Below are 24,338 nucleotides of genomic sequence, written 5' to 3'. Positions count from 1 at the left end.
CACTTTCTCAGTGCCCCGACTTCAAAGACTGCTTCGGCGTGAGCGAAGCGAGGGCCCCCACCAGGATTCCTGCCAGGTTGCTGGAGTTGTAACGGTCGCGTACAAGCGTTGCTGCTTGCCCTAAACGGGCCCGCTCGGATGGATCCTTCAACACCCGGCTCAAGGTGTTGACCCAACCCTGATCATCGGTTGTTGATGGCATCAAGATTCCATTGACGCCAGACGCCACGAGATCAGCCGGTCCCTGTGGACAATCAGCCGCCACACAACAGCACCCTGCGGCCATCGCCTCCAACAACACATTTGGGAAACCCTCATAGCGAGACGAGAGCACAAAGACCTGACAGCGGGAATACCAATTGTGCAAATTGCCCACGCGACCAGGGAAGTGAAGGCGTGGTTGCAGATGAGACCAATTGTTGAGAAGGGAGCGCAACTCTGCCTGTTGATCACGCCCGTGATATATGCGCTCATCGAGTCCAACAATCACCAATTGCAAGCGCTGGTCTCGCTCGGCGAGAGGAATCCACCAACGCACCAGACGATCGAAACCCTTTTGATCAGATTTGGTGCCAACGGCAAGAAGGACAGGATCATTGACGGTGACCCCATTGTTCGCGAACCATAGCTCTGGCTCAACATGTGGATTGAATGCTGGCAGTGGCCATTTCACAGGATTGGGCAATAACAACTGGCGTTTAGCACCCAACTTTTGTGCAAGCCACTCGCCAACAGCCTTGGTTTGGACAAGGTGTAAATCAGCCCACGGATAACTCCAGCGGCGCAAAAGGCTCCAGATCCTGCCAATCCGTTTTAACGGGGGGTAATTCCGCTCAGATACTACGCAAGGCAAACCAAGCGATCGACACGCGAACAACAACTTGATTGCAGGCAAGGAAGTCACACCAATGGCGAGATCGATGCGCTCCTCAATTAACCAGTGGCGCAAGCGTCGAATTCGCAACGGAAAGGCCATGGGGCCGAGCCGGCGCATCCAACCTGGATCCTCTGGCTCAACCACGCGTATCACACCTTCAGGCAAGGGGTAAAAATCCCAAGATCTGGGCTGACGGGTAAGCACCAACGGCTTCCAACCTGCCTCAGACAGCCATTGGGCCCAAGACAACGTCACACGTTCTGCTCCCCCGAGCTTGAGGCTATCGATATACAGGACGACTCGCTTCGGTTCATGCCCCATGGGAAGGCTGCAACTGAGGCAGATACAGGTGGTAATGGGGAACAAGCTGGTCAACAAAACGCTGCCGGCGTTCAAGACTGCTGAGTTCCCTTTCACTTCGGGTCATCAAAACCAACAAACTTTCGAGAGACTGCTTTCCATCCTCTCGCGCTCGTTCATGCGTGAGACTGAGCTCCAGATCATTGCAGATTTTCAACATGGCATCGGCAAAACCACGATGGTTCTCCTGCGCTGACTGACCATCGAAATACTCCTGTCGGCAATGGAAGCGCAAGCTTTCCATCAGGGGAATCACTCGGCGAATCAATTCAAGATCCATACATCGCCAGCCTTCAATCACATTGATCACCAACACACGCAGACTGTTTCGTGTGAGCCGATAGGACGTATCGGGATCGAGGCAGTTGAGATTGAGAGACTCAAAGAAGACCAAGGCACGCCGTCCCAAAGCCGCGAACGCATCAAAATCCTGAAGACCAAGTTGAAGGCGTTGCAAGGTTGCATAACAGGAAATAAGCAATTTGGTTCGATTTCGCCGGTTCGCCCGTCGACAAAGCCGCGTCCCTGGATCATCTTCCAAGCGTGTGGCCATCAATTCAATCTGAGTAACACAGCGACGCATACGCAGCTGATCATTCAGGTCTGCGCAACGATGACCCAACACCACCAAGCAATAGTTGCGGGCATGCAGTGGAAGCACAGCACTATCAGCCAACTCTTCAAACAACAGCACTTGTTCGCCTCGATCTGAAGGGCGATTTCCTCGACGAAACAACAACTGTTTAAGTTCTCCCAAATGGCCGAAACGCAGCCATAGCTCTTCCATAACCTCTCGGGCTTCCCGATAAGAACCAAGACGCACAAGCGGTAAAACCTTACCGCCGAGCAACACCCGATCTGCAGCCCCAGCGGGTTCAACAGACCGCAAAAGCGCAAGACCCAAGCGCGGCTGGTCTTGCCACATCAACCAATGGCTGATGCAAACGAAAACCTGGGACTTCAAGCTGATGCATGCATGCCTGAAGCGCTCAAACCGTGTAGGACAACGGTGAAATGCGTCAGCTTGATTGCGCTGGGCCTCCGCCAGCAGACCCACGCGGTCGAGATAGGCCAGCATTGTTGCCGTGCGCACTTCATAGGTCTGCGTTGCAGCCCGCTCGAGGCGCTGCTGGAGACTCGGGCCTGCCCCTTCCAGGGCTGCCTGAATCGCACGCTCAAAGGCCTCCGTCTCCGGCGGACACAGCCACGCCACATCAGCGTGGGCCTCCAAGGCAGGAATGGCCGTGGCCACCACTGGCAATCCAGCCGAGAGGTACTCAAAGAACTTCATCGGGAACATGTGGCGGGTGTAGCCGTTCACCTGTAACGGCAGCAACGCCAGGTCGGCATGGGCGAGCCAGCCAGGCAAATCGCCATAGGCGACAGGTCCCATCAACTCCACATTCGCGCAGGCCATCAGCGCGGCAACGTCGGTGGAGGGATCACACTCACCCACTGGCCCGATCAGCACAAAGCTCCATGCGGAATTGCGCTTGGCCAACGAAAGCAACAAGCCCAGATCAAGCTTGTAAGCATCGATGGCCCCCATGAACAGCAACCTTGGCCGGGGCAGTGGCTCAAGTCGCTCAGGGCAACGCAAGGGACCCAAGTCATCCCCCAGGCGGGCACGACTGAAATGGCCGTGATCCGCCACGTTCCCGAACAACTGGGTGTGGTGGTTCCACTGGAGATGGCTGATCTGCAGTTTGGGCGAAGTGGCAAACACCACATCCACTGCCCGCGACAGCGCTTGCTCACTGGCTTCGATGCGATCCACGGGCATCCCCGGCTGATCCTGGATGCGGTCCACACAGTGATAGACACTGCCCGAGAAGCTCTCTGGGTCGAGATACAGAGTGGTGAGCGGGTTGTAGGTCCAGAGGATCGGATTGCTAAAACCCAGCCAACGACAGGCCAGCTCGAGCCCGCCCTGAAGAAGCCGGCGATTGAATTGAAGAGCCTTTCCGCTGTGGCCACCCGGCAACACAGGAGGTGACCACACCCACAGCCCTTCCCGCCGTTGACGAGGAAGCTGAAGCAACCGCCGAAAACGCCGAAGAATGCGCATGCGATCGGCTGCACCCACCCGCGGCGGACGGATTCCCAAAGACTCCACATAAAGCACCCTGTGCCCAGCCGCAGCGAGGGTCAAGGCCGTGTGCTGTTTGTTGGTCCAAAGCGGATGATCCCAGTCGGCGGTGGCGAGAACAATGAAATCGGCCATCGCACTCTCAGTCGCCCTCGATCAAGGCCATCTCACGGAACGAGGGCGAGCGTTCCTGCAACTGCTGAAAATCACCACTGGCGATAATTTCACCATTGGCCATCTCATAAATGAGGTCACACTTTTTCACCGTGGAAAGACGGTGGGCGATCACAATCGTGGTGCAGCGGCGACCAACAATGTCGAGGGCCTGCATCACATCATGCTCTGTTTTGTTATCAAGAGCACTGGTGGCTTCATCCAACACCAACACCTTGGCACCCCGGAAAAAAGCCCTCGCAAGCGACAAACGCTGCCGCTGGCCTCCAGACAGCTTAATACCATTCTCACCAATCATGGTGTAGAGGCCGTAAGTCATTCGAGCGACATAGTCATCAAATTGAGCGGCCTCAAGAGCCGCCCAAACCTGATCGTCGTCAATCGCTTCTGGATCACAACCAAAGGCAACATTGTCACGAATGCTGCCGTCGATCAAACGGATGGTCTGCGGCACGAACGCGCAGTTGGCCTGCCAAGCCGGCACTTCCTGATCACTCACTTCAATCCCATCGAGCATCAGCTCGCCTGAAGTTGGCTGGAACAGGCCAAGCAGCAAATGCGCCAGTGTTGTTTTACCGCTCCCCGTACGACCAACCAAGGCAATCCGAGAGCCAATGGGAATCGAAAGATTGACATTATTGATCACTCGTGGCCCTTCCTGCGTATAAGCAAAGCAGACATCTTTTAATTGAATGAAACGCCTGGGCATTACCCCATCCGCAGTCGGAACACCATCCGCACCGAGCAGATACCGCTCAGGCTTGAGGCTCAGCAGCTGCAGAGCATCGGCGATCTCGGGCAACCCGCCGCGCAAACGATTGATGCTGCGAAACATCGACTGCAGTGGACCAGAAATTCGCAACAAAGCAACCAATACTGCAGAAAGAGCTGGGATTGCATTTTTAACCTGGCCGGGCTCTCCGCTGAGCAAGGCAGGACCGATGCCAACGGCGAAAAGAATGGTGATGCCAGCTGGCTCAATCACCAGACGGGGCACATCTGGCAACAGCCGGCCAATGCGGTCATAGCGCTTGGCAATGACACCATCGCGAGCAAAGCGAGAAACAAAATATTGTTCAGCAGAATAAAGCTGCACTTCTCGCATAGAGCGCAACGATTCCATGAGCAATAAATTAATACGCCTGCCATATCGAATACGCTGCTTCGTCGACAGCCGAAGATACGGAGTAATAATTCGCGAAGCAAGCACATAAGCCAACAGCATCAACAAAAACACCAGAAGCGCTTTCACGCCCAACACAAGCACGACGCCTACAAGAAGCGACGCAACAGACACAACATTGCCCGCAATTAAGATGATTGGGCTAATGACTCCTGTCGAAACACTATTGAGGATACGATTAAACTTTTCAGACAAATTAGCGGTGCGCTGACGAATAAAAAAATCATATTTTTGGCGCATGAGATTGTCATACACCTTGTTCACAAGATCATTCCAAACTTCAGCACTCAGCAGGCTCTGCATCAGGGCTACCCCAAAGCGGATACCAGAGGCCAACCAGAAAGAAGCAATCAGCAGGGCCACTAACCATCCCGACTGATCGAGAAAGTCACCACCAAACACACGAATGCCTGGTAGGTAATCATCAACTTTGGCCCCAGCCAACAGCCCCACCAGGCGGGCCAACAAAGCCACCAAAAAAACGTCTAACAACCCCTGAAACAGGGATGCAATCAGCACCAAAATCAGAAGACGGACTCGCCTGCGGGGCAACTCACGAAGAAGCTGACTGAGGTTGCTCCAGGTCTGGCTTTGCAGGGGCATGAAGGCCTTCAGAGCTCAACCGTGGGATGCAAAACAAAGAGGACTAGGCATTTGTCACGCAACACAATGGCCTCCACTTCCATTCCACAGACCTTAGACCGACTGATCCCTCAGGGTTTTCCCCGAGTCGGCCAGCCAGGCAACCGATTGACCACCCGTTGAGCCGCGCGCAGCCAGCGACGACGGCGCAGTGCTCCAAGGGGAAGTGCTCGCAATGCACCGTCCGCCTGAAGTCGGGGGAGCAAATCATCCAGTTCGTTCAGCACGCGGTGCCAGCCCTCCATCAACGCCTTTTCGCTGTAGGGAGCCAGCAAGCGTTCGATCTCTTGTTCAGAAGGGCGCCAGTCCGCAGGTCGGGCAACGGCAGCAGCAATACGGGCTGCATCGTGCTGCAACGACCCACAACCGAGCTGATGCCCCATCACCCCGGGCGTGAGGATGTCGGCAAGAGCATGGTTCAAGCTGCTGAACACCACACATCCGCAGGCACTGGCCTCAAGCGGCGGCAGACCGAACCCCTCACTCACACCGGCACAACGCCAGTGATCAGCGGAGTCGTAGAGATACACGCTGGCGTGATTGAACAGATCCACGAGGTCATCGACCCAGCCGTCCTGCACCTCAACGTTCAGGCCCCTGGCCCGTAGAGCAGGCACGAGCTGCCGAAGCACGTAGTCACTGCTTTTACGCCGCTGCACCAGCACATCAATCGGCCGTGGCGCCTGTAGAGACGACGCTCGCGCCCCGCGTTCAAACCACTGGGGTTCCAAGGCATTGGGAAGCAGAAACAGGGGATTGCGTGGAGCATGATTCCCCCAGTACCCAAGGGTGTTTCGGCTGACGGCCGCCACGGGCACACCGGGAGGAAGGTCAAAGCCATAACCAGTGCTATGGGCCTGGTAGATCACAGAACGACCGCGCAACCGGCGCATCAGCATGGGCACATCAAACCCCCAGCTCACCAGCCAGAGCGCATCGGCTGGAGCCTTCTCCTGTCGCAACAGGTCGTCGAGAAACGGCTGGTCGGCCTGACGCTGGCGGTAAGTCACCACCTGCGTGGGCCGCAGCTGCGATAACAGCCGGGCGGTTTGCAGAGCAACGCTCAATCCACCACAACGAAAACGGGTCCCGGTGCCTGGCACCAGAACCCGTATGCATTGAGAGGTCGCTCCTGATGCGGTCAAGCCGCCACAGCCTCAGTACTGCCGGCGCGCTGACGGCGGGTGAGGAAGCCGAAAAGAACCTTGCCGATCGCTGCCACCAGGTTGCCCTCAAGCTCCTGGAACATCTTCATGTTGAGGTGGAAGGCATGGTTGGCCTCCTCCACCATCCGATCGGCCATGGGCTGGTCAATCGGCAACTGGTCCATCGCGGCACGGTAGGTGGTTTTGAAGGCTTTCTCGTCGGCAATCTCAGGGAACGAATAAAAGTGCAGCCCATCGTTTTCGCCAAGGTTCATCGCCTTTTGAGCAATATTCTTGAGAATCTGCCCACCGGAGAGATCACCCAGGTAGCGGGTGTAGTGATGGCCCACCAGCAGCTCGGGAGACTCCTTGGCGACCTGGCGGATTCGCTCCACATAAACCTCAGCCGCAGGGGTGGCCTTGATCTGCTGGAGCCAATCAGCTCCGTAATAGAACGCCAGATCCTGCTCGAGGGCCTCACGGCGGTTGAGTTCGCTGAATGCGATGGGTGCGATCACGGGGTGCTCGGCCAGACCTGCCATCTCTTCTTCCATGGCGGCATACACGAAGTAGAGATCAGCCACCAGCGTGCGGTAACTGCCCTTGTCCACAACTCCTTTCAGGAAGCAACTCACAAACCCGGTGTTTTCAGCCATGGTGTGCGACTTCTTCGTTCCTTCACGGAGCTGGGAAGCGAGAGCGACGGGCATGGGAAGAAGCACGTGATCAGTGGAAGTAACCTTAAAAGCGAATTCCGTGATCAAGGCCCAAAGGGTTGCGAAGGGTTACTTACGCCGCCGTGTCGGACGCCTGGGAAACCTCAAAAAGAGCAAAAAGATCACGACAGATCTCGCGCAACTGACGCACCTGCTCTCGCTGAGGCAAATGGGACCCTTCCGGCTGCCACTCACCCATCGTGGCCAAGCGCCAGCGTTCACCATCGAAGGTCATGCCGCGCATCAATATTCCGAGAAGCTCGGGCGGTGACTGGGAGTTGCCTTTGGCAACACCCTTCAGACGCAGCTGCAACAACAAACTGCGGCACTCCAGGCGTGGGCTCCAGCCAGGGAAATGAAAGGAGAGATCAAGGGTTTCCTCCTCGAGCCAATCGCGGGTCTGAGGGTCGTCCCTCCAGGGGCTGAGATTGGCGCGAGCGGCAGGGAAACGCTGCTTCACAAGCGTCACCGTCGAGGCGAGAGCCTGAACCAATGCCACGCTGTTCACGGCGTCCGCTGCGTTCACCCGCCTTCCATCACTGCTGACAGGGTGAATGTTGATGATGACTTGCGCCAGAAGCCGTTACGGTTGCGACCATGATCCTGAGGTCTTTCAGTACCCGTCTCAGCCTGTACGGACTGGTCGGTGTTGGAGCTGCAGCCGTACACGCAATAACACTCCTGGTTTTGGGATTGGGAATGCCGTTGTGGATCGCCAATCCCTTGGCTTTTCTTGCCGCGTCCTTCGCTAGCTATCTCGGCCACTCCCGCTTCACATTCCGCACCGAAACAGGCGGCCAGCATTTCGCCCGCCGTTGGTTGATTCTCCAGTACACGATCAACCTCGCCGTCTGCAGTGTGCTTCCGCTGGCATTACCCGCATGGCTCCCCACGAGCGCTGAGGTTGGTGTGCTGGTCTTCACGCCAACTGTGCTCAATGCCCTGATCTGGTCGCGAGCCGCTCGCTTCAGTCTGCGCCGGCGCCAACGCGGACGTGTTGCGCCGCTCCGACATGCCGATGATCTTGGCCTCAGCCACGCCGCGAACACTGCAATCGTGGCCCTGGCTGAGGCAGGACAGCTGGATGGCACCAGCCTATTGGTGAATGGTCCGGCCGCCTCGGAAGGCGCCGAAGCCTGGCTTTCACTGGCTGAGCACAGACCAACCCTGCAGCTCTGTCTCCATCTCTGCCTCACCGAAGGACCACCCAGCGCTGCCCCCGAGCTGATTCCCGATCTGGTGGATCGCCAAGGACATCTCCACTGTTCCTTCGGACAATGGCTGCTGCTGTCTCTGCTGCCGCGCCGACATCCCAGACGGGTGAGGGTTGTCTCCCAGCTGGAACTCGAGATCGATGCACAGATCCAACAGTTCCAGGCCTTGCGGGGGAACAGTTCCATCGCCCTGGATGGCCATCAACACATCCACCTTGTGCCTGTGGTGCTCGACGCTGTTCTCGACCGGGCAGGCACCGCTGGCATCACCTGGCTGCGCAGCACCGATGAGTCCTTGCCCACCGGACTTCCCTTGCGTTGCTGGTGGCAAGCCTGCCGTGATGCAGGGCTGCTCAAATGGCTGATTTTGCAGCTGCTCAGCTGGCGAGCTCAGAGAAAGATTCAGCGGTGCGGACTGACCACCAACGGGGGGTTTGCTGGCGTGCTCTTCACCGGGCACATGGCAGATGCAACGCTTCTGGCTGCCTGGAGGGAACTCAGCAGCCTGGAAGCCAAAGCCCAAAACACAGCACCACTATTGCTCGCCCATCCCAGTGCTCCTCTGAATCAAGATCTCGCCGATGCGGGCTTCACGGTTTCCCAAGCGTTTGCGCGATCCGCCTGGAGGCAGAAAGAGTGGCGTGCGCTTGAAGCACTCACGATCATCCCTGATCAATGGAGCGAATGAAGTAGTGGGGCCGGGCTTTCGACTCCACATAAATGCGGCCGATGTAGTCGCCGAGCACCCCAATGCCGATCAACTGAATTCCGCCGAGAAACAACACGGCGACCATCAGTGAGGCATAACCCGGCACGTCGCGGCCCACCAAAGCCGTGCGCAGGGACAGAATCAAGGCATAGAGAAGGCTGAAACCGGACACCAAAACACCAAGTCCGGTCCAGACCTTCAGGGGCAGCACTGAGAAAGAGAAGATGCCATCAAAGGCATAGCCAAACAATTTGAGCGGGCTCCAGGAGGTGGAACCTCCAACCCGGCTCACCCGTTGATAGGGCAACTCCACACTGCGATAGCCCGTCCAGGGCAATAACCCTTTGGAAAAGCGGCTTGATTCGCGCAATTGCGTGAAGGCCTCCACAACCGGGGCATCAAGCAAACGGAAATCACCAGCCCCTTCCTGCAGCTGGATGGAGTCAACAACCTTATTGAACACTCGATAAAACCAAGAGGCGCTCAGCACCTTCAAGCGCGACTCCTGGTCGCGGTCATCGCGCACCGCCGTCACCACCTCGGCCCCAGCACGCCATTCCGCCACCATGGCCTCGATCAACTCGGGCGGATGCTGAAGGTCGGAGTCAATCAACACGGCGGCGGAACAGCGCTCGCGCACGTGATCCAACCCCGCGAGCATGGCGGCTTCCTTGCCGAAATTGCGGGTGAGTTCCAGCAGGGTGACCGGGACCCCTACGCCCAGGTTGCGGCGCTGCGTTAAAAAACCGCGGATCTGATTCACGGTGGCATCCCTGGAGCCATCGTCGATCAACACCAGCTGGTCCACCCCAGGCACAGCCAGCACCCGCTCGATGAAGCGGACGATCACGGCCTCTTCGTTGAAACAGGCCGCCACCACCCACACACCATCACGGGTCGTCATTGGACGGACGGCAGAATCTGGTGAACTTTAGAGATCGCTCCTCGAGTCATAGGCTCGCCGCAACGTGATGCCGCGAGGCGGCGAATCAGCCATGGCCCAGTTTGAGAAGCTCACCGCCCCAGCCCAGGGCACACCGATTCGCTTCGAGAACGGGCAGCCGGTGGTCGCCAACGACCCGATCATTCCCTTCATCCGCGGAGATGGCACGGGTGTGGACATCTGGCCGGCCACCCAGAAGGTGCTGGATGCGGCGGTAGCCAAGGCTTACGGCGGAGCCAAAACCATCGAGTGGTTCAAGGTGTATGCGGGCGATGAAGCCTGCGACCTTTATGGCACCTATCAATACCTGCCCGAAGACACCCTCGAAGCGATCCGCACCTACGGCGTGGCCATCAAGGGTCCACTCACCACCCCAGTGGGCGGTGGCATCCGCTCGTTGAACGTGGCCCTGCGCCAGATCTTCGATCTGTACTCCTGCGTGCGTCCCTGCCGTTATTACGAGGGCACCCCCAGCCCCCACAAACGTCCCCAGGATCTGGACGTGATCGTGTACAGGGAGAACACCGAAGACATTTACATGGGGGTGGAATGGGAAGCCGACGACGCCGTCGGTCTGGAGCTGCGCAGGCACCTCAACGAAGTCGTAATCCCGGCCAACGGCAAGCTGGGCAAACGCCAGATCCCGGAAGGCTCCGGCATCGGCATCAAACCGGTGAGCAAGCACGGCAGCCAACGCCACATCCGCAAGGCGATCCAGCACGCCCTGCGCCTGGAGGGCAACAAGCGCCACGTGACCCTGGTGCACAAGGGCAACATCATGAAGTTCACCGAAGGCGCCTTCCGCGACTGGGGCTATGAACTGGCCACCACCGAATTCCGCGACGTGTGCATCACCGAGCGGGAGAGCTGGATTCTCGGCAACCTCGAAAAGGATTCAGGCCTGAGCGTGCAGGCCAATGCCCGCATGATCGAGCCGGGCTACGACAGCCTCACTCCCGAGAAGAAGGCGGACATCGACGCTGAGGTTCAGGCCGTGATCGACACGATCGGCAGCAGCCATGGCGGCGGCAAATGGAAAGAGATGGTGCTGGTGGATGACCGCATCGCCGACAGCATCTTCCAGCAGATCCAGACCCGACCTCAGGAGTATTCGATCCTGGCCACCCTCAACCTCAACGGCGACTACATCTCCGATGCCGCCGCGGCCATGGTGGGCGGCCTGGGCATGGCCCCCGGCGCCAACATCGGCGAAACCGCCGCCATCTTTGAAGCCACCCATGGCACGGCCCCGAAGCACGCCGGACTGGATCGCATCAACCCGGGTTCGGTGATCCTCAGCGGCGTGATGATGCTGGAGTTCATGGGCTGGCAAGAAGCTGCCGACTTGGTGACCAAGGGCCTGAGTGCCGCCATTGCCGACAAGCAGGTCACCTACGACCTGGCACGGCTCATGGAGCCTCAAGTGGATCCAGTGAGCTGCAGCGGCTTCGCTGAAGCGATCATCGAGAGGTTCTGAACCGCACGGCACGAAAGCCGCCAGACTGCCGGCATGAGCTCCCGGTCCAGCTCCGAATCCCCCACACCCTCACGACTCCCCGGATTGCCTGAGGGTGCCACCGACCCCTGCGTGCACTGCGGCTTCTGCCTGCCCACCTGCGCCAGTTACCGGGTGTTGGGCACAGAGATGGATTCCCCCCGTGGGCGCATCCATACCCTCAAAGCGATCGAAGCCGGTGAGCTCGTGCTCGATGCCACCGTGGCCTCCCATTTCGACAGTTGCCTGGGGTGCTTCGCCTGCGTGACCGCCTGTCCATCAGGCGTGCGCTACGACCAGCTGATCGAAGCCACCAGGCCGAAACTGAACACGGCGGAGCTGCGCAGCCCCTGGCAACAGACCTTTCGGCAGCTGCTGCTGGCGGTGCTGCCCTATCCCAATCGCCTGCGTGCTTTGCTGCAGCCCTTGCGGGCCTATGCGGGAGGTCCGCTGCAGACCCTGATCCGGCGCAGTGGCCTCGTCCGCCTGCTCGGCCCCCAACTCGAAGCGATGGAAGCGCTGCTGCCGCCGCTGGCCCCCGAAGGCTTCAAGGATCACTTCGCTGAGGTGAATCCGGCGACCGGCCAACGCCGCGGCAGGGTGGGCCTGGTGTTGGGCTGCGTGCAGCGCTGCTTTGACCCCCAGGTGAATGCAGCCACCCTGGCGGTCTTGCAGGCCAACGGCTTCGAGGTGGTGATCCCGGCCGACCAGGGCTGCTGCGGTGCGGTGAGCCATCACCAAGGACAGATGGAGCAGACGCGGGAGCTGGCCAGTGATCTGGTGCAGCGCTTCCGCGCCGCCACCGGCGAGGACGCTCTTGACGCGGTGCTGGTGGCCGCATCCGGCTGCGGTCACACGATGAAGGCCTACGACGAGCTGCTGAACGAGGAGCAAAGAGGCTTTGCCTGCCCCGTGCTCGACGTGCATGAATTTCTGGCGGCACGTGGCCTCTCGGAGGCTTTCCGCGCCGCCCTGCAGCCCCTGCCGATCACCGTGGCTTATCACGATGCATGCCACATGATCCACGGCCAGGGCATCACCACCCAGCCACGCCAGCTGCTGGGGGCGATCCCGGAGCTGAAACTGCGCGAGGCCACCGAAGCCGGTGTGTGTTGCGGTAGCGCCGGCATCTACAACCTGGTGCAGCCGCAGGAAGCAGCCGAACTGGGACAGCTCAAGGTGGAGGATCTGAGCCGCACCGGCGCCAGCGTGATCGCCAGCGCCAACATCGGCTGCAGCCTGCAATTGCGCCGTCATTTGCAGGAGGACGGACCGGAGGTGCGGCATCCGATGGAGCTGCTGGCCCGCGCCGCCGGCTTAACCATCGATTCAACGATCTGAACCGACGCCGACTCAGCCCGCCTCCATCAGCCTCCAAGCCTCCGCCAGGGTGCTTCGATCCCCCAGGTTCCCAGGGAAGGTCACGATCGGCAGCCCATCCCAAGGCAACCCTTCAGGCGCCAAAGGCCGCACCAGGGACAGGCCCGGCAGCAGCTGCCCTTCAAGCTGCACGGCCTCCAGCTCCAGACCCTCCGCCAGCAGCGTGCCCGTGGTGATGCCTCCCTTGCTGATCACGTAACCCAGCTGCGGTGCAAGTGCCGCCACCAGCCTGGCCGTGAGCTGGGCCAGGGCCAGGCCGAACTGCAGGCGCCGGCGCTGAGCCGAAGCGCCCTCGCCGAACGTGAGTTCTCCGCGACTGGTGAACAGCACCGGTGTGCGTCCCTGGGCCAGGCATGTCTGCAGGTGCTCCCCCCACTCGCGCTCGAGATCAGCCAGCAGCAGGTCAGGCGTCCCTCCCTCCAGCACCCGCGCGATCCGCGCCACCGGCAGTTCCAGACCAGCACAACGGCCATCCGCCAGCAGCTCTGCCAATTGCGCATCGGCCAGGGGCACATGGGAGCCCACCAGCACCAATCCGGGCAAGGCCACGCCCGTTAAATCCCGGCGACGCAGGCTTGCCAGAGCAGGCGCAGAAAGGGGTTGGGGTCCGAGGGGCGCCTCGCCAGCATTCACCAGCCCATTGATCAGGCTGGCGGCGGCGCGGAACAGCAAACGCTTGCGACCCTGCAACCGGCGAACGGCCGCCCCGAGGGAATCCAGCTGCTGCGGGCGCTCGGCGTCCACCACCACCGGCGCATTGCCCTGCAGCGCCTGCAACCAAGCCAGCAACTCCTCACTCCCTTCGGAGCGCTCATCTGCCGCCCGATCGAGCAGGTCTCTCCCCAGCCGCAGCACCGCGTGCGCCGGAATCGTTCCCCCACTCTTTTCTTCCAGCCAGGCATCGAGAGCACTGGTGCTGAAGCCGAAGCTTCGATCTTTGGCGAAGGCCGTGGTGTGCACCGGTTCGCCATGCAGCAGGTGCACCCCGTCCACAGTGGTGCGCCCCCCAGGCAGAAAGGCCGGCACATGCAGGGTGGCAGCCACCGGCCCGAAACGAGCGTCCAGCTCTTCAGCGATTACGGCCGGTTCGAGCACGCCGTGCCCGCGCAATGTGGAATCGCCCCGACTCACCAGCAGCAGCTGGGATTCGGGGATGCCCTCCGCCTCAAGAGCCTGTTGGAGGGCGTCGATGATCTCCCGGTTGCGCTCCGCCGCCGCATCAGCCGAGAGAGCACGGGTATTGGCCAGTACAAACAGGAGCGGCGAGGGATGGCGCAGGCCTCGGCGCAGACTGTCCACATCCCAGCGCAGCAACAACGGACAGCTGTGCACCGTCTGGGACCCGGTGGGGTCGTCGTCGATCACGACAATGGTCATGGCACGATCATCTCGCGCATTCAGTCCAACCATCACTGAGGCCTTCTCCGAGACGCTGCTGCAGCCGCACAGCGAAGCTGAGCTGAGCGCGCTGGTGCGCGACCTGCATAGCAATGGCCGTCCCTGGACGCCGGCAGGGCTGGGAAGTCGCCTGCACTGGGGGCCACTGCTTCAGCAGGCAGGTCCAGCCGTGAGCACTCGTCGATTCAACCGGATCATCGACCACGCCGTGGATGACCTCACCATCACCGTGGAGGCCGGGCTACCCCTGGCCGATCTACAACACGCCCTGGCCGAACGGCATCAGTGGCTACCGGTGGACTGGCCCTGGGGCACCGCGACGGATCTCGGAACCAGCGCCGGCACAGTGGGAGGGCTGGTGGCCCGAGGGCTCTCCGGCAGCCTGCGCCAGCGGCATCTGGGGGTGCGTGATCAACTGATCGGCATCGGCCTGATGCGCAGTGATGGCGTTGCCGCCAAGGCCGGCGGTCGGGTCGTGAAAAACGTAGCCGGCTACGACCTGATGCGGCTGCTCTGCGGCAGCTGGGGCAGCCTGGCCCTGATTACCGAAGTCACCCTGCGAGTGCAGCCCATCCGCAAGGCCCGTCGCCTGCTGCTGGTGCACGGAGAGCCCTCCGGCCTGGAGCCCCTGCGCCAGGCGGTGATCCGCGGCGGTTTCACCCCAGAGTGGATCAACTGGGAAACGACACCCGACCGGGGCTGCAGCCTCAGGCTGGGGGTGGCCAGCATCAGCGATGCCGCCGTTGACGCACAGCTGAGTCAAATCCAAGCCCTGGCCGATGACCTGCGACTGAAGACGGAACGGCAAGCATGGAGCCATCCCCTCCCAGCCCCGATCCCTCAAGCGTCAGACCCGGCCTGGTTGCTGCGCTTAAACCTGCCGCCGGCGCGGTGTATCGACCTGCTGAAGGATGAAACCTTCCAGCGGTTGCAAGGCTGGAGCTGGCAACTGGCCGCGGGAGCAGGCAGCGGCGATGCCTGGCAGGTGCAGGGTCCAGCCACTCCCGCCTACGCGATCGCAGCGTTGCGCAGGCGGGTAGCGGATCTGGGAGGTGAGCTCACGGTGCTGATCCAACCGTCAGCGCCGGAGAGCCAGGAGGCACTGGACGCCTGGTTGGATGCTCCCTCCAGACCCCTGATCGAAGCGGTGAAGCGGCAGTTTGACCCCAGGCTGCAACTGGCCCGGGGACGACTGCCAGGCGTGGCCGCACCCTTCAGCTGAGACGTGCTCAGCTCACCGAATAGCGACAGGTGAGGGTGGTGCTCTGGCCGGCGCTCAGTTCCAGCTTGCGATCGCCACTGATCAGCGATTGCCGTGGTCCCGTCCAGGGTTCGAGGCACACCATCGGGCGGGGAGGTTCGGTCCAGACCACCGTGAGATCCATCGGGTCGTGATGCTGCAACTGCAGACGCGTACCAGCCGCCTTGTCCACAAGCGTCACAGGCCCAGCGGGACGGGTGAGGAAGTCGACGCCGTCTGGCAGACGACTGAGCTGGGAGGCCGTTTCAGCATCAGCCATCTCCAGGTGATTGAGGCAGCGGGGGGCGAGTCCCTCGAGCTCGGTGCGGGCCAGATCGGTCACATTGAAATACGGGTGCAGACCGAAGCTGAAAGGCATGGCCTCCCCGCCTTCCTTCGAGGTGTTGGTGACCGTCGTCACGATCTCCAGTGCTGAGGCCACAGGGCGCATGTCCATCTGCACCCGGAACGCGAAGGGATAGGCCGCCTGGGTGTCAGCCGTATCGACCAGGCAGAGCCGCACACCGCCCTGATCCTCGAGCAGTTCGATCGTCCAGGGAAGATTGCGGGCAAAGCCGTGCTGCTTCAGGGTGTAGGTGCCACTGGCCAGGGGCAGGCTGTCGCCAGGCAGGTTGCCGCAAATCGGAAACAACACGGGAATGCCACCGCGGATGCTCTTGGCAGGGTCGGCATAGCGTTCCTGGTCGAAGTAGAGCACTTCACGGCCGTTACAGAGCCATTCGCTCACCAAACCACCGCGCTCCGGAACAATCCTCAAACGGTCACCACTGCTGGGATGCACGTATTCCCAGTGGGCGTAGGGAGCTGACTGCTGGCGGAAGGTCATAGCCACAGGACTGGGACACCCAAGAGTGGCCGGAAATTACCGGGATGGCTGCGGATCCAAGGTGTTCTGGCCAACACGCCCTTCCAGCCAGTCCTGCAAGGCCCGGTTCACCTGATCGGGAACCTCATCGTGGGGGCAGTGGCCAGCGTCGAGGACCACTTCGGTGGTGTTCTCCGGAGCATGGCGCTGAAAGCTGGATCGCCGTCCGGCGGCATTGATCCAGGGATCGCGGATCCCCCAGAGCAGCAGCAACGGCGCCTGCAGGTGGGCAAACAGCTCATCAAGGGGTTGGCCGCGGGGGATATCGAACACGGTGCGGAACACCCCGAAGGCTCCAGGGTCCAGCGACGGGCGTCGAATCGACTCCACAAGCCAGTCATCGACATTCGTCTTGTCGATGTACACCTGCCGCAGGGTGCGGCGAATGGTGGCGGGCCTGCGCAGGTTTTCAAACAGCAACCGCTGCAGCACCGGGCTCTTCAGCAAAGCGGAACCGATGGAGCGCCGGGCGATTGCCCCCCATCCCCCCGGGCTGGCGGTCTGTTCATCGCTGAAGGGACCCGCAGCATTGAGCAGCACCACCCCAGCCGCCCGGTCCCCCAGTTCGGCACCTGCTGCCAAGGCGGCGAAACCGCCAAGAGAGTTGCCGGCGATCACCGTGGGGCGGCCGATGCGCTCCTGCACGTAAGCCACCAGCTGATCGCGCCAGAGCGCACCGCCGTAGCTGAGTCCTGCGGGTTTGGCGCTGCGTCCGAAACCGAGAAGATCCACAGCGTGCACCTCGTGGGTTTGGGCCAGCACAGGGATGTTGTGCCGCCAGTGATCCGTGGACGCACCAAATCCATGCACCAGCAGGAGGGCAGGGCGCTCCAGCGACTGGGGGTTCTGGGCCGGTTCTGGCGCTGCGCACAGACCGTGCACGGCATGGCCACGGAACTGCCACCACGCTGCCTGGTCGTTGCTCACCACACCTACCGCTTGGGCCCGCGATGCTAGGCATCCCGTTCCTCCGGTGGTCCACCGGGCCGCCAACACCGCGATGTTCGACGACAGCGTCAGCCCATTGCTTCAGGGAGCCACCCTCAGCGGAGGATTGTTCTGGGCGTTAGCCCTCTACCTGCCGCTCAGCGGGCCATTGAGCCGGTTCGAAGCGAGCCTGGAAGGCGGCCCACTGAATGAGTCGTGGCGTCAGGCCGCCCTGGTGATCAGCAGCTTGCTGCTGGCCTTGGCCGTGGGTGTGGTGGTGCAGCTGATCCTGGCGTGGGCCCTCGGACCAGGCTGGGCCTCCAGCCTGGCGCTGATCAGCATCGGATGGGGTTTATTCATCAGCCTGGCCCGGCGTTAAAGCAGCCCCACCGGTTCGGCTGCCACGTCGTCGCTGACGCTGTCGCCGTCGTCCGGCTTGTTGCCCCCGAGCACGAGGCGCAGCAGCACCGGCGCCAGGAAGGTGGTGCCGATCACCATTAAGAGAATCGCGGCTTCAAGCGAGGGGGACAGCAGCTTGGCGCTTGTACCGAGGCCCAGGAAGATCAGTCCCACTTCGCCGCGGGGCATCATTCCCAGACCCACCACCAACCGGCGGGTGGGCTGCTTGCTGATGAAGGCCCAGCCGGCGGCAATTTTGCCGATCACGGCAACCACGAACAGGAAGCCAGCGACCACCAGCGCCGTGCGGCTGGAGGGGTCAGACGGATTGATCACTGAGAGATCCATCCCGGCGCCCACCAGCACGAAGAAGATGGTGGCGAACAGGGTCACGATCGGCAGCACCGCCTGCTGAATGGCGTGGTTGTGCTTGGAGCTGCTGAGAATCAGACCAGCCGCGAACGCTCCAAGAGCAGCTTCAAGACCGATGGCCGTGGCGGTGAAGCAGCTCAGGGCCAGGATCACAAAGGACGCCACCAACACTTCACCGGGTGCCTTGAGCTTGTCGATCATCCAGTCGAAGGCCGGAGCAGCGGTGCGGCTGAGGCCAATGGCAGCCACCACGAACACTGCAGCAGCAGCCACCAGCTTCACGATCGGGCCGATTTCCAGGTTGCCGCCTGAGGCCAGAGCCACCACCACCGCCAGGATCACGATGCCGAGGATGTCGTCGAGTACGGCGGCGCCGATCACGATCTGCCCCTCACGGGTCTTGAGAAAGCCCAATTCACTGAACACGCTGGCGGTGATGCCGATGCTCGTGGCTGTCATTGAGGCACCGGCAAAGATCGCCGGGATGGCATCCACATGGAAGATGGCCATGAGTCCCCAGGTGCCAAGAGCAAAGGGGAGCACCACACCGGCCACAGCCACGGTGAACGCCTGGGCGCCGACGGCGATCAGTTCTTCCAGCTCACTCTCCAGGCCGGTGAGAAACAGCAGGGCGTAGAGCCCGAGCTCCGCCACCGCTTCCAGCGAGGGGAAACTCTCGTTGTAAATCTCCGGCACGGCATCCGGGGGGACATTCACCAGGCCGCTCACCAGGCTGATCACCCCATTGCTGAGCTCCACTTGCGTTTCCGGCGGAACCAATAGGTGCAAGCCGGAGGCACCGATCAGCACCCCAGCGAGCAGTTCCCCAAGGATCGTGGGCAGCTGGAGGCGCACCAGCACCTCCGCCAGCAGGCGCGCAGCCACGAAGATCAGGGCGAAACGGGCCACCCCAATCAGGGTTTCGGCCATTTCAAGGTCGTGGGAGGAGATTTCGGCCAGCAGGGGCATGAGCAGGGGCGGCATCGCAGCAGCGAGCATCGGAATCGTGAAAGCCTCTCCCGCGGACCTTATCTGTAAATGAGTTTTTGCACCGCAGGCATCCATGCAGAAACGCTGTGGATCGGGCCACGATGCGGATGTGCGGTTCTTAACGAACGCACCCGTTTGAGCTGGCTACCTTCCGCGTAGCCAGCTGATCTTCGGGTTTCGCATGACGGTCACTCCCTTCCTGCATCTCTCAGGCTCTGAACACCTTCAGGCACCGGCGGACGACGACCTTCAGCGCCTCGATGCCTACTGGCGGGCCGCCAACTATCTGGCGGTGGGAATGATTTATCTGCAGGACAATCCGCTGCTGCGGGAGCCTCTGCAGCCCGAGCACATCAAGAACCGTCTTCTGGGCCACTGGGGCTCCAGCCCAGGCCAGGCCTTCATCTGGACCCACGCCAATCGGCTGATCAACACCTACGACCTGGACATGATCTACATGTCCGGTCCTGGCCATGGGGCCCCTGGCGCCCGCGGGCCGGTGTACATCGACGGCAGCTACACCGAGCGCTATCCCGACAAGTCGCTGGATGAAGCCGGCCTGAAGAAGTTCTTCAAGATGTTCTCCTTCCCAGGACACATCGGCAGCCACTGCACTGCGGAGATGCCCGGATCGATCCATGAGGGTGGTGAACTCGGCTACGTGCTCTCCCACGCCGCGGGATCGGTGTTCGACAACCCCGAACTGATCACGGTCGCCTGCGTGGGTGATGGCGAGGCGGAGACCGGGCCTCTGGCCACCAGCTGGCACATCAACAAATTCATCAACCCGATCAAAGACGGTGCCGTGCTGCCGGTGCTGCACCTCAACGGCTACAAGATCGCCAACCCCACGATCCTCAGCCGCATCGATCACGAGGAGCTGGAAAGCCTGTTCCGCGGACTGGGCTGGACGCCGATCTTCGTGGAGGGCTCCGATCCGATGGAGATGCACCGCAAGATGGCTGTGGCCATGGAGCAGGCCGTGCTCGAAATCCGGGCGATCCAGGAGCAGGCCCGCGGCAGTGGTGAAGCCTTCCGCCCCCGCTGGCCGATGGTCGTGCTGCGCTCCCCCAAGGGCTGGACCGGTCCGCAGGAACTTGATGGCAAGAAGATCGAAAACTTCTGGCGCGCTCACCAGGTGCCGATCGGTGATGTGAAAGCCAACCCAGATCACCTGCAGCTGCTGGAGGACTGGATGAAGAGCTATCGCCCCTGGGAGCTCTTCGATAACAACGGCGCCGTGCGCGAGGAGATCCGGGCGCTGTCTCCCAAGGGTGATCGCCGCATGGGCTCCAACCCCCACACCAACGGTGGGGTGCTGCGCAAAGATCTGCGCTTCCCGGAGCTGCGCAACTACGAAGTCCCGGTGGAGACCCCCGGTACCACCGAAAAGGAGAACACCTACCCCCTGGGTGAACTGATCCGCGATCTGATCAGTCACAACCCCGGTGCCTATCGCCTCTTCGGCCCGGACGAAACGGCCTCTAACCGCCTCCAGGCTGTGTACGAGACGACCAAGAAGGCCTGGATGGCGAATTTCCTGCCCGAAGACCTCAACGGCAGCGAGCTGGCCCGCGACGGCGCCGTGGTGGAGATGCTCTCCGAGCACACCCTGGTGGGGATGATGGATGGCTACCTGCTCACAGGCCGGTATGGCTTCTTCCACACCTACGAGGCCTTCGCCCACGTGGTGGCCTCGATGTACAACCAGCACTGCAAGTGGCTGGAGCACTGCGAGGAGATTCCCTGGCGAGCTCCGATCGCCCCCTGGAATTGCTTGATCTCCTCCACCGTGTGGCGTCAAGACCACAACGGCTTCACCCACCAGGATCCTGGCTTCATGGATCTGGCGGGCAACAAGAAGGGCAGCATCACCCGCGTGTATTTGCCGGCCGATGCCAACAGCCTGCTGGCAGTGGCCGAAAAGGCCCTCACCGAAACCGATGTGGCCAACATCATCGTGTCGGACAAGCAGAAGCACCTGCAGTACCTCACCCTTGATGAGGCCCGCCGCCATGTCGCCAAAGGCGCCGGCATCTGGGAGTGGGCCTGCAACGACAACTGCGGCGTTGATCCTGATGAACCCGATGTGGTGCTGGCCTCCGCTGGCGACATCCCCACCAAGGAATGCCTGGCAGCGATCGAAATCCTGCGTTCACAAACTCCCCATCTCAAGATCCGCTACGTGAATGTGGTGAAGCTGTTCTCCCTGGGTAACCCCAAAGACCATCCCCATGGCCTCAGCGACCGGGACTTCGAAAGCCTGTTCACTCCAGACAAACCGGTGATTTTCAACTTCCACGGCTATCCCTGGCTGATTCACCGCCTTACCTACAACCGTCCGAACCACAGCAACTTCCACGTGCGTGGTTACAAAGAACAGGGCAACATCAATACGCCTCTGGAACTGGCCATCTGCAACCAGATCGACCGCTTCAACCTGGTGATCGATGTGATCGACCGCGTGGACTCTCTCGGCTCACGGGCCGCCCACGTGAAAGAGCAAATGAAGGACGAAATCCACAAGCACCGCGCTTACGCCCATGAGCACGGCACCGATGCACCTGAGATCAACAACTGGCGCTGGAGCCTGGGCCGCAGCTCCTGTGCTGTCTGAACCACAGCGCTGATCCAGACCTCAATTCCACGTTTTCACCCCCTTTCCCGACCTCCCATGAGCTCCTCCCAGCCCCTCGATCTGCGTCTGCCCACCCCCGGCTGTTATGCCGACCCCGAACGTGCCGGCCTGGATGCCGAGTCCGTGTTCGACGGCATGACCGAGCACCTGTTCTTCACCCTGGGAAAACTCGCTCCTTCCGCCAGCCGCCATGACCTCTACATGGCCCTGAGCTACGCAGTGCGCGACCGTTTGATGACCCGCTTCCTCGCCAGCAAGGAAGCGATCCGCGCCAGGCCTCAGCGCACGGTGGCCTATCTCTCAGCTGAATTCCTGATCGGTCCACAGCTGGCCAACAACCTGCTGAATCTGGGTATTCAGAAGGAAGCCGAAGAAGCGCTCAAACGCTTTGGCATTGAATCCCTGCAGCAGATCCTCGAGGTCGAGGAAGAGCCCGGACTGGGCAATGGCGGCCTGGGCCGTCTGGCGGCTTGCTACATGGAGTCGCTGGCCAGCCTGGAAATCCCAGCCACCGGCTATGGCATCCGCTACGAATTCGGCATCTTCGACCAGCTCATCCGTGACGGCTGGCAAGTTGAGGTCACAGACAAGTGGCTTAAGGGCGGCTGGCCCTGGGAGCTGCCCCAACCCGATCAGGCCTGCTTCGTGGGCTTCGGCGGCCGCACCGAGAGCTACATCGATGACAAGGGCAACTACCGCTCCCGCTGGATCCCCTCCGAACACGCCATCGGCGTCCCCCACGACGTGCCTGTGCTGGGCTACCGCGTGAACACCTGCGACCGCCTGCGCCTCTGGCGGGCGGATGCCACGGAGAGCTTTGATTTCTACGCCTTCAATATCGGCGACTACTACGGCGCTGTGGAACAGAAGGTGGGCAGCGAAACCCTCTCCAAGGTGCTCTACCCCAACGACGGCACCGATGAGGGACGCCGCCTGCGCCTCAAGCAGCAGCACTTCTTCGTGAGCTGCTCCCTGCAGGACATGCTGCGCAGCCTCGACAGCCGCGGCCTGTCCGTGGAGAACTTCCCTGAGCACTGGACCGTCCAGCTGAACGACACCCACCCCGCCATCGCCGTGGCAGAGCTGATGCGCCTGCTGATCGACGACCGCCACCTGGAGTGGGAGAAGGCCTGGGACATCACCACCCGCTCAGTGGCGTACACCAACCACACCCTGCTGCCGGAAGCCCTGGAGAAGTGGGACCTGAACCTGTTCAGCAGCCTGCTTCCTCGGCACCTGGAGCTGATCTACGAGATCAACCGCCGCTTCCTGCAGCAGGTGCGTCTGCGCTATCCGGGCAATGATGCCATCCAGCGCAAGCTTTCGATCATTGATGAAGACGGCGGCAAGGCCGTGCGCATGGCGCATCTGGCCACCATCGGCGCTCACCACGTGAACGGGGTGGCAGCGCTGCACTCCGATCTGGTGCGTGAACAGCTGATGCCCGAGTTCGCGGCGCTTTGGCCAGAGAAGTTCACCAACGTGACCAATGGCGTCACCCCGCGCCGCTGGGTGGCCTTGTCCAACCCTGAGCTGGCCACCCTGCTTGATGAGCATGTGGGACCGGGCTGGATCACCGACATGGAGCAGCTGCGCCGCATCGAGGAGCGTCAGCATGACCACGGCTTCCTTGAGCACTGGGGTAACACCAAGCTCTCGGTGAAGCGCAAACTCTCCGGCTACATCCACCGCAACACCGGCGTGCTGGTGGATCCCTCCAGCCTGTTCGACGTGCAGGTGAAGCGCATTCACGAATACAAGCGCCAGCACCTCAATGCCCTGCAGGTGATCACCCAGTACCTGCGCATCAAGAACGGCCGCGCGGATGGCATGGCCCCGCGCACGGTGATCTTTGGCGGCAAGGCCGCTCCTGGCTACTACATGGCCAAATTGATCATCCGCTTCATTAACGGCATCGCCGAAACGATCAATGCCGATCCCGACATGGACGGCCGCCTGCGGGTGGTGTTCCTGCCGGATTACAACGTGAAGCTGGGCGAGCAGGTGTATCCCGCTTCTGACCTCTCTGAGCAGATCTCCACCGCCGGCAAGGAAGCGTCGGGCACCGGCAACATGAAGTTCGCCATGAACGGAGCCCTCACCATCGGCACACTCGATGGCGCCAATGTGGAGATCCGCGAACAGGTTGGCGGTGAGAACTTCTTCCTGTTCGGCAAGACCGTGGAGGAGATCGCGGCGCTTAAGCAGGGCGGCTACCGCCCCTGGGAGGTGATTCAGTCGATCCCAGAGTTGGCGGAAGCCATCCACCTGGTGGAGATCGGCCACTTCAGCAACGGCGACAGCGAGCTGTTCCGGCCGCTGCTCGACAACCTCACAGGCAGCGATCCCTTCTTCGTGATGGCCGACTTCGCCGATTACCTGCGGGCGCAGGATGCGGTGAGCCTGGCTTGGACCGATCGCATGCACTGGAACCGCATGAGCCTGCTGAACTCAGCCCGCAGCGGCTTCTTCTCCTCCGACCGCTCCATCCACGACTACTGCCGCGACATTTGGAAGGTGGAGGCGATGCCGGTGGAGATCACCTGCGACGTGCGTTGAGG

The 24,338-nt window shown here is 61.3% G+C and carries 18 protein-coding genes; 7 read left to right on the top strand and 11 right to left on the bottom strand.

Annotated elements, in window-relative coordinates; translation table 11 throughout:
- Positions 1 to 7: 7 nt before the first annotated feature.
- The 6 genes from SynMEDNS5_RS00810 to SynMEDNS5_RS00785 all read right to left on the bottom strand — a co-directional run bounded on the left by SynMEDNS5_RS00810 (position 8) and on the right by SynMEDNS5_RS00785 (position 7,712).
- Complete coding sequence (locus SynMEDNS5_RS00810; RefSeq protein ID WP_186583880.1) at positions 8 to 1,198, bottom strand: glycosyltransferase; 1,191 nt, start codon at positions 1,196 to 1,198, stop codon at positions 8 to 10.
- A complete protein-coding gene (locus SynMEDNS5_RS00805) occupies positions 1,188 to 3,461 on the bottom strand; it encodes a glycosyltransferase (protein ID WP_186583879.1) in 2,274 nt (757 codons plus the stop codon). Before SynMEDNS5_RS00805 ends, SynMEDNS5_RS00810 begins: the two co-directional genes overlap by 11 nt.
- Positions 3,462 to 3,468: 7 nt before the next feature.
- Positions 3,469 to 5,286, bottom strand: a complete 1,818-nt coding sequence (locus SynMEDNS5_RS00800; RefSeq protein WP_186583878.1) for an ABC transporter ATP-binding protein — start codon at positions 5,284 to 5,286, stop codon at positions 3,469 to 3,471.
- Between the two features lie 110 nt (positions 5,287 to 5,396).
- Positions 5,397 to 6,470: a glycosyltransferase gene (locus tag SynMEDNS5_RS00795; protein ID WP_255440213.1), complete on the bottom strand. Its 1,074-nt coding sequence runs from the start codon at positions 6,468 to 6,470 to the stop codon at positions 5,397 to 5,399.
- Complete coding sequence (locus SynMEDNS5_RS00790; RefSeq protein WP_186583877.1) at positions 6,467 to 7,180, bottom strand: heme oxygenase (biliverdin-producing); 714 nt, start codon at positions 7,178 to 7,180, stop codon at positions 6,467 to 6,469. Before SynMEDNS5_RS00790 ends, SynMEDNS5_RS00795 begins: the two co-directional genes overlap by 4 nt.
- Before the next feature lie 79 nt (positions 7,181 to 7,259).
- On the bottom strand, positions 7,260 to 7,712 hold the full coding sequence (locus tag SynMEDNS5_RS00785; RefSeq protein WP_186583876.1) for a hypothetical protein: 453 nt from the start codon (positions 7,710 to 7,712) through the stop codon (positions 7,260 to 7,262).
- A gap of 71 nt (positions 7,713 to 7,783) precedes the next feature.
- On the opposite strand from SynMEDNS5_RS00785, the gene SynMEDNS5_RS00780 reads away from it, so the two are divergent.
- Entirely contained in the window at positions 7,784 to 9,088 is a 1,305-nt protein-coding gene (locus tag SynMEDNS5_RS00780) for a ChbG/HpnK family deacetylase (protein ID WP_186583875.1), read from the top strand.
- Here the strand turns inward: SynMEDNS5_RS00780 and SynMEDNS5_RS00775 are convergent.
- Entirely contained in the window at positions 9,063 to 10,013 is a 951-nt protein-coding gene (locus SynMEDNS5_RS00775; RefSeq protein WP_186583874.1) for a glycosyltransferase family 2 protein, read from the bottom strand. The two genes, SynMEDNS5_RS00780 and SynMEDNS5_RS00775, sit on opposite strands and share 26 nt — an antisense overlap.
- A 91-nt stretch (positions 10,014 to 10,104) precedes the next feature.
- On the opposite strand from SynMEDNS5_RS00775, the gene SynMEDNS5_RS00770 reads away from it, so the two are divergent.
- The gene (locus SynMEDNS5_RS00770; RefSeq protein WP_186585763.1) at positions 10,105 to 11,529 is read left to right on the top strand and encodes an NADP-dependent isocitrate dehydrogenase; all 1,425 of its coding nucleotides are present in this window, start codon (positions 10,105 to 10,107) and stop codon (positions 11,527 to 11,529) included.
- 33 nt (positions 11,530 to 11,562) lie between these two features.
- Entirely contained in the window at positions 11,563 to 12,888 is a 1,326-nt protein-coding gene (locus SynMEDNS5_RS00765; protein WP_186583873.1) for a (Fe-S)-binding protein, read from the top strand.
- A 12-nt stretch (positions 12,889 to 12,900) separates the two neighbouring features.
- Here SynMEDNS5_RS00765 and SynMEDNS5_RS00760 read toward each other — a convergent pair whose 3' ends face one another.
- Positions 12,901 to 14,304 (bottom strand): four-carbon acid sugar kinase family protein, encoded by a 1,404-nt coding sequence (locus tag SynMEDNS5_RS00760; protein ID WP_186583872.1) that lies wholly within the window; start codon positions 14,302 to 14,304, stop codon positions 12,901 to 12,903.
- On the opposite strand from SynMEDNS5_RS00760, the gene SynMEDNS5_RS00755 reads away from it, so the two are divergent.
- Positions 14,303 to 15,547 (top strand): FAD-binding oxidoreductase, encoded by a 1,245-nt coding sequence (locus tag SynMEDNS5_RS00755; RefSeq protein WP_186583871.1) that lies wholly within the window; start codon positions 14,303 to 14,305, stop codon positions 15,545 to 15,547. The two genes, SynMEDNS5_RS00760 and SynMEDNS5_RS00755, sit on opposite strands and share 2 nt — an antisense overlap.
- A gap of 7 nt (positions 15,548 to 15,554) precedes the next feature.
- Here SynMEDNS5_RS00755 and SynMEDNS5_RS00750 read toward each other — a convergent pair whose 3' ends face one another.
- Both SynMEDNS5_RS00750 and SynMEDNS5_RS00745 read right to left on the bottom strand, forming a co-directional pair.
- Entirely contained in the window at positions 15,555 to 16,412 is an 858-nt protein-coding gene (locus SynMEDNS5_RS00750) for a galactose mutarotase (RefSeq protein ID WP_186583870.1), read from the bottom strand.
- A gap of 36 nt (positions 16,413 to 16,448) precedes the next feature.
- A complete protein-coding gene (locus SynMEDNS5_RS00745; protein WP_186585762.1) occupies positions 16,449 to 17,381 on the bottom strand; it encodes an alpha/beta fold hydrolase in 933 nt (310 codons plus the stop codon).
- Between the two features lie 70 nt (positions 17,382 to 17,451).
- Here SynMEDNS5_RS00745 and SynMEDNS5_RS00740 point away from each other — a divergent pair, with 70 nt between their 5' ends.
- On the top strand, positions 17,452 to 17,757 hold the full coding sequence (locus SynMEDNS5_RS00740; RefSeq protein WP_186583869.1) for a hypothetical protein: 306 nt from the start codon (positions 17,452 to 17,454) through the stop codon (positions 17,755 to 17,757).
- Here the strand turns inward: SynMEDNS5_RS00740 and SynMEDNS5_RS00735 are convergent.
- Entirely contained in the window at positions 17,754 to 19,148 is a 1,395-nt protein-coding gene (locus SynMEDNS5_RS00735; protein ID WP_186583868.1) for a cation:proton antiporter, read from the bottom strand. The two genes, SynMEDNS5_RS00740 and SynMEDNS5_RS00735, sit on opposite strands and share 4 nt — an antisense overlap.
- Positions 19,149 to 19,320: 172 nt before the next feature.
- Here SynMEDNS5_RS00735 and SynMEDNS5_RS00730 point away from each other — a divergent pair, with 172 nt between their 5' ends.
- A complete protein-coding gene (locus tag SynMEDNS5_RS00730; RefSeq protein ID WP_186583867.1) occupies positions 19,321 to 21,756 on the top strand; it encodes a phosphoketolase in 2,436 nt (811 codons plus the stop codon).
- A 57-nt stretch (positions 21,757 to 21,813) separates the two neighbouring features.
- Entirely contained in the window at positions 21,814 to 24,336 is a 2,523-nt protein-coding gene (locus tag SynMEDNS5_RS00725; RefSeq protein ID WP_186583866.1) for a glycogen/starch/alpha-glucan phosphorylase, read from the top strand.
- The last annotated feature ends 2 nt before the right edge of the window (positions 24,337 to 24,338 follow it).

This window comes from Synechococcus sp. MEDNS5 (genome assembly GCF_014279875.1).
Classification (GTDB): domain Bacteria; phylum Cyanobacteriota; class Cyanobacteriia; order PCC-6307; family Cyanobiaceae; genus Synechococcus_C.
This window is presented reverse-complemented; position numbering and strand designations above follow the sequence as displayed.

Bases quoted from the DNA above. Each gene is read 5' to 3' on its own strand.
- SynMEDNS5_RS00810 (WP_186583880.1), bottom strand. From the start codon at position 1,198: ATGGGGCATGAACCGAAGCGAGTCGTCCTGTATATCGATAGCCTCAAG.
- SynMEDNS5_RS00805 (WP_186583879.1), bottom strand. From the start codon at position 3,461: ATGGCCGATTTCATTGTTCTCGCCACCGCCGACTGGGATCATCCGCTT.
- SynMEDNS5_RS00800 (WP_186583878.1), bottom strand. From the start codon at position 5,286: ATGCCCCTGCAAAGCCAGACCTGGAGCAACCTCAGTCAGCTTCTTCGT.
- SynMEDNS5_RS00790 (WP_186583877.1), bottom strand. From the start codon at position 7,180: ATGCCCGTCGCTCTCGCTTCCCAGCTCCGTGAAGGAACGAAGAAGTCG.
- SynMEDNS5_RS00780 (WP_186583875.1), top strand. From the start codon at position 7,784: ATGATCCTGAGGTCTTTCAGTACCCGTCTCAGCCTGTACGGACTGGTC.
- SynMEDNS5_RS00775 (WP_186583874.1), bottom strand. From the start codon at position 10,013: ATGACGACCCGTGATGGTGTGTGGGTGGTGGCGGCCTGTTTCAACGAA.
- SynMEDNS5_RS00770 (WP_186585763.1), top strand. From the start codon at position 10,105: ATGGCCCAGTTTGAGAAGCTCACCGCCCCAGCCCAGGGCACACCGATT.
- SynMEDNS5_RS00765 (WP_186583873.1), top strand. From the start codon at position 11,563: ATGAGCTCCCGGTCCAGCTCCGAATCCCCCACACCCTCACGACTCCCC.
- SynMEDNS5_RS00755 (WP_186583871.1), top strand. From the start codon at position 14,303: ATGGCACGATCATCTCGCGCATTCAGTCCAACCATCACTGAGGCCTTC.
- SynMEDNS5_RS00760 (WP_186583872.1), bottom strand. From the start codon at position 14,304: ATGACCATTGTCGTGATCGACGACGACCCCACCGGGTCCCAGACGGTG.
- SynMEDNS5_RS00750 (WP_186583870.1), bottom strand. From the start codon at position 16,412: ATGACCTTCCGCCAGCAGTCAGCTCCCTACGCCCACTGGGAATACGTG.
- SynMEDNS5_RS00740 (WP_186583869.1), top strand. From the start codon at position 17,452: ATGTTCGACGACAGCGTCAGCCCATTGCTTCAGGGAGCCACCCTCAGC.
- SynMEDNS5_RS00735 (WP_186583868.1), bottom strand. From the start codon at position 19,148: ATGCTCGCTGCTGCGATGCCGCCCCTGCTCATGCCCCTGCTGGCCGAA.
- SynMEDNS5_RS00730 (WP_186583867.1), top strand. From the start codon at position 19,321: ATGACGGTCACTCCCTTCCTGCATCTCTCAGGCTCTGAACACCTTCAG.
- SynMEDNS5_RS00725 (WP_186583866.1), top strand. From the start codon at position 21,814: ATGAGCTCCTCCCAGCCCCTCGATCTGCGTCTGCCCACCCCCGGCTGT.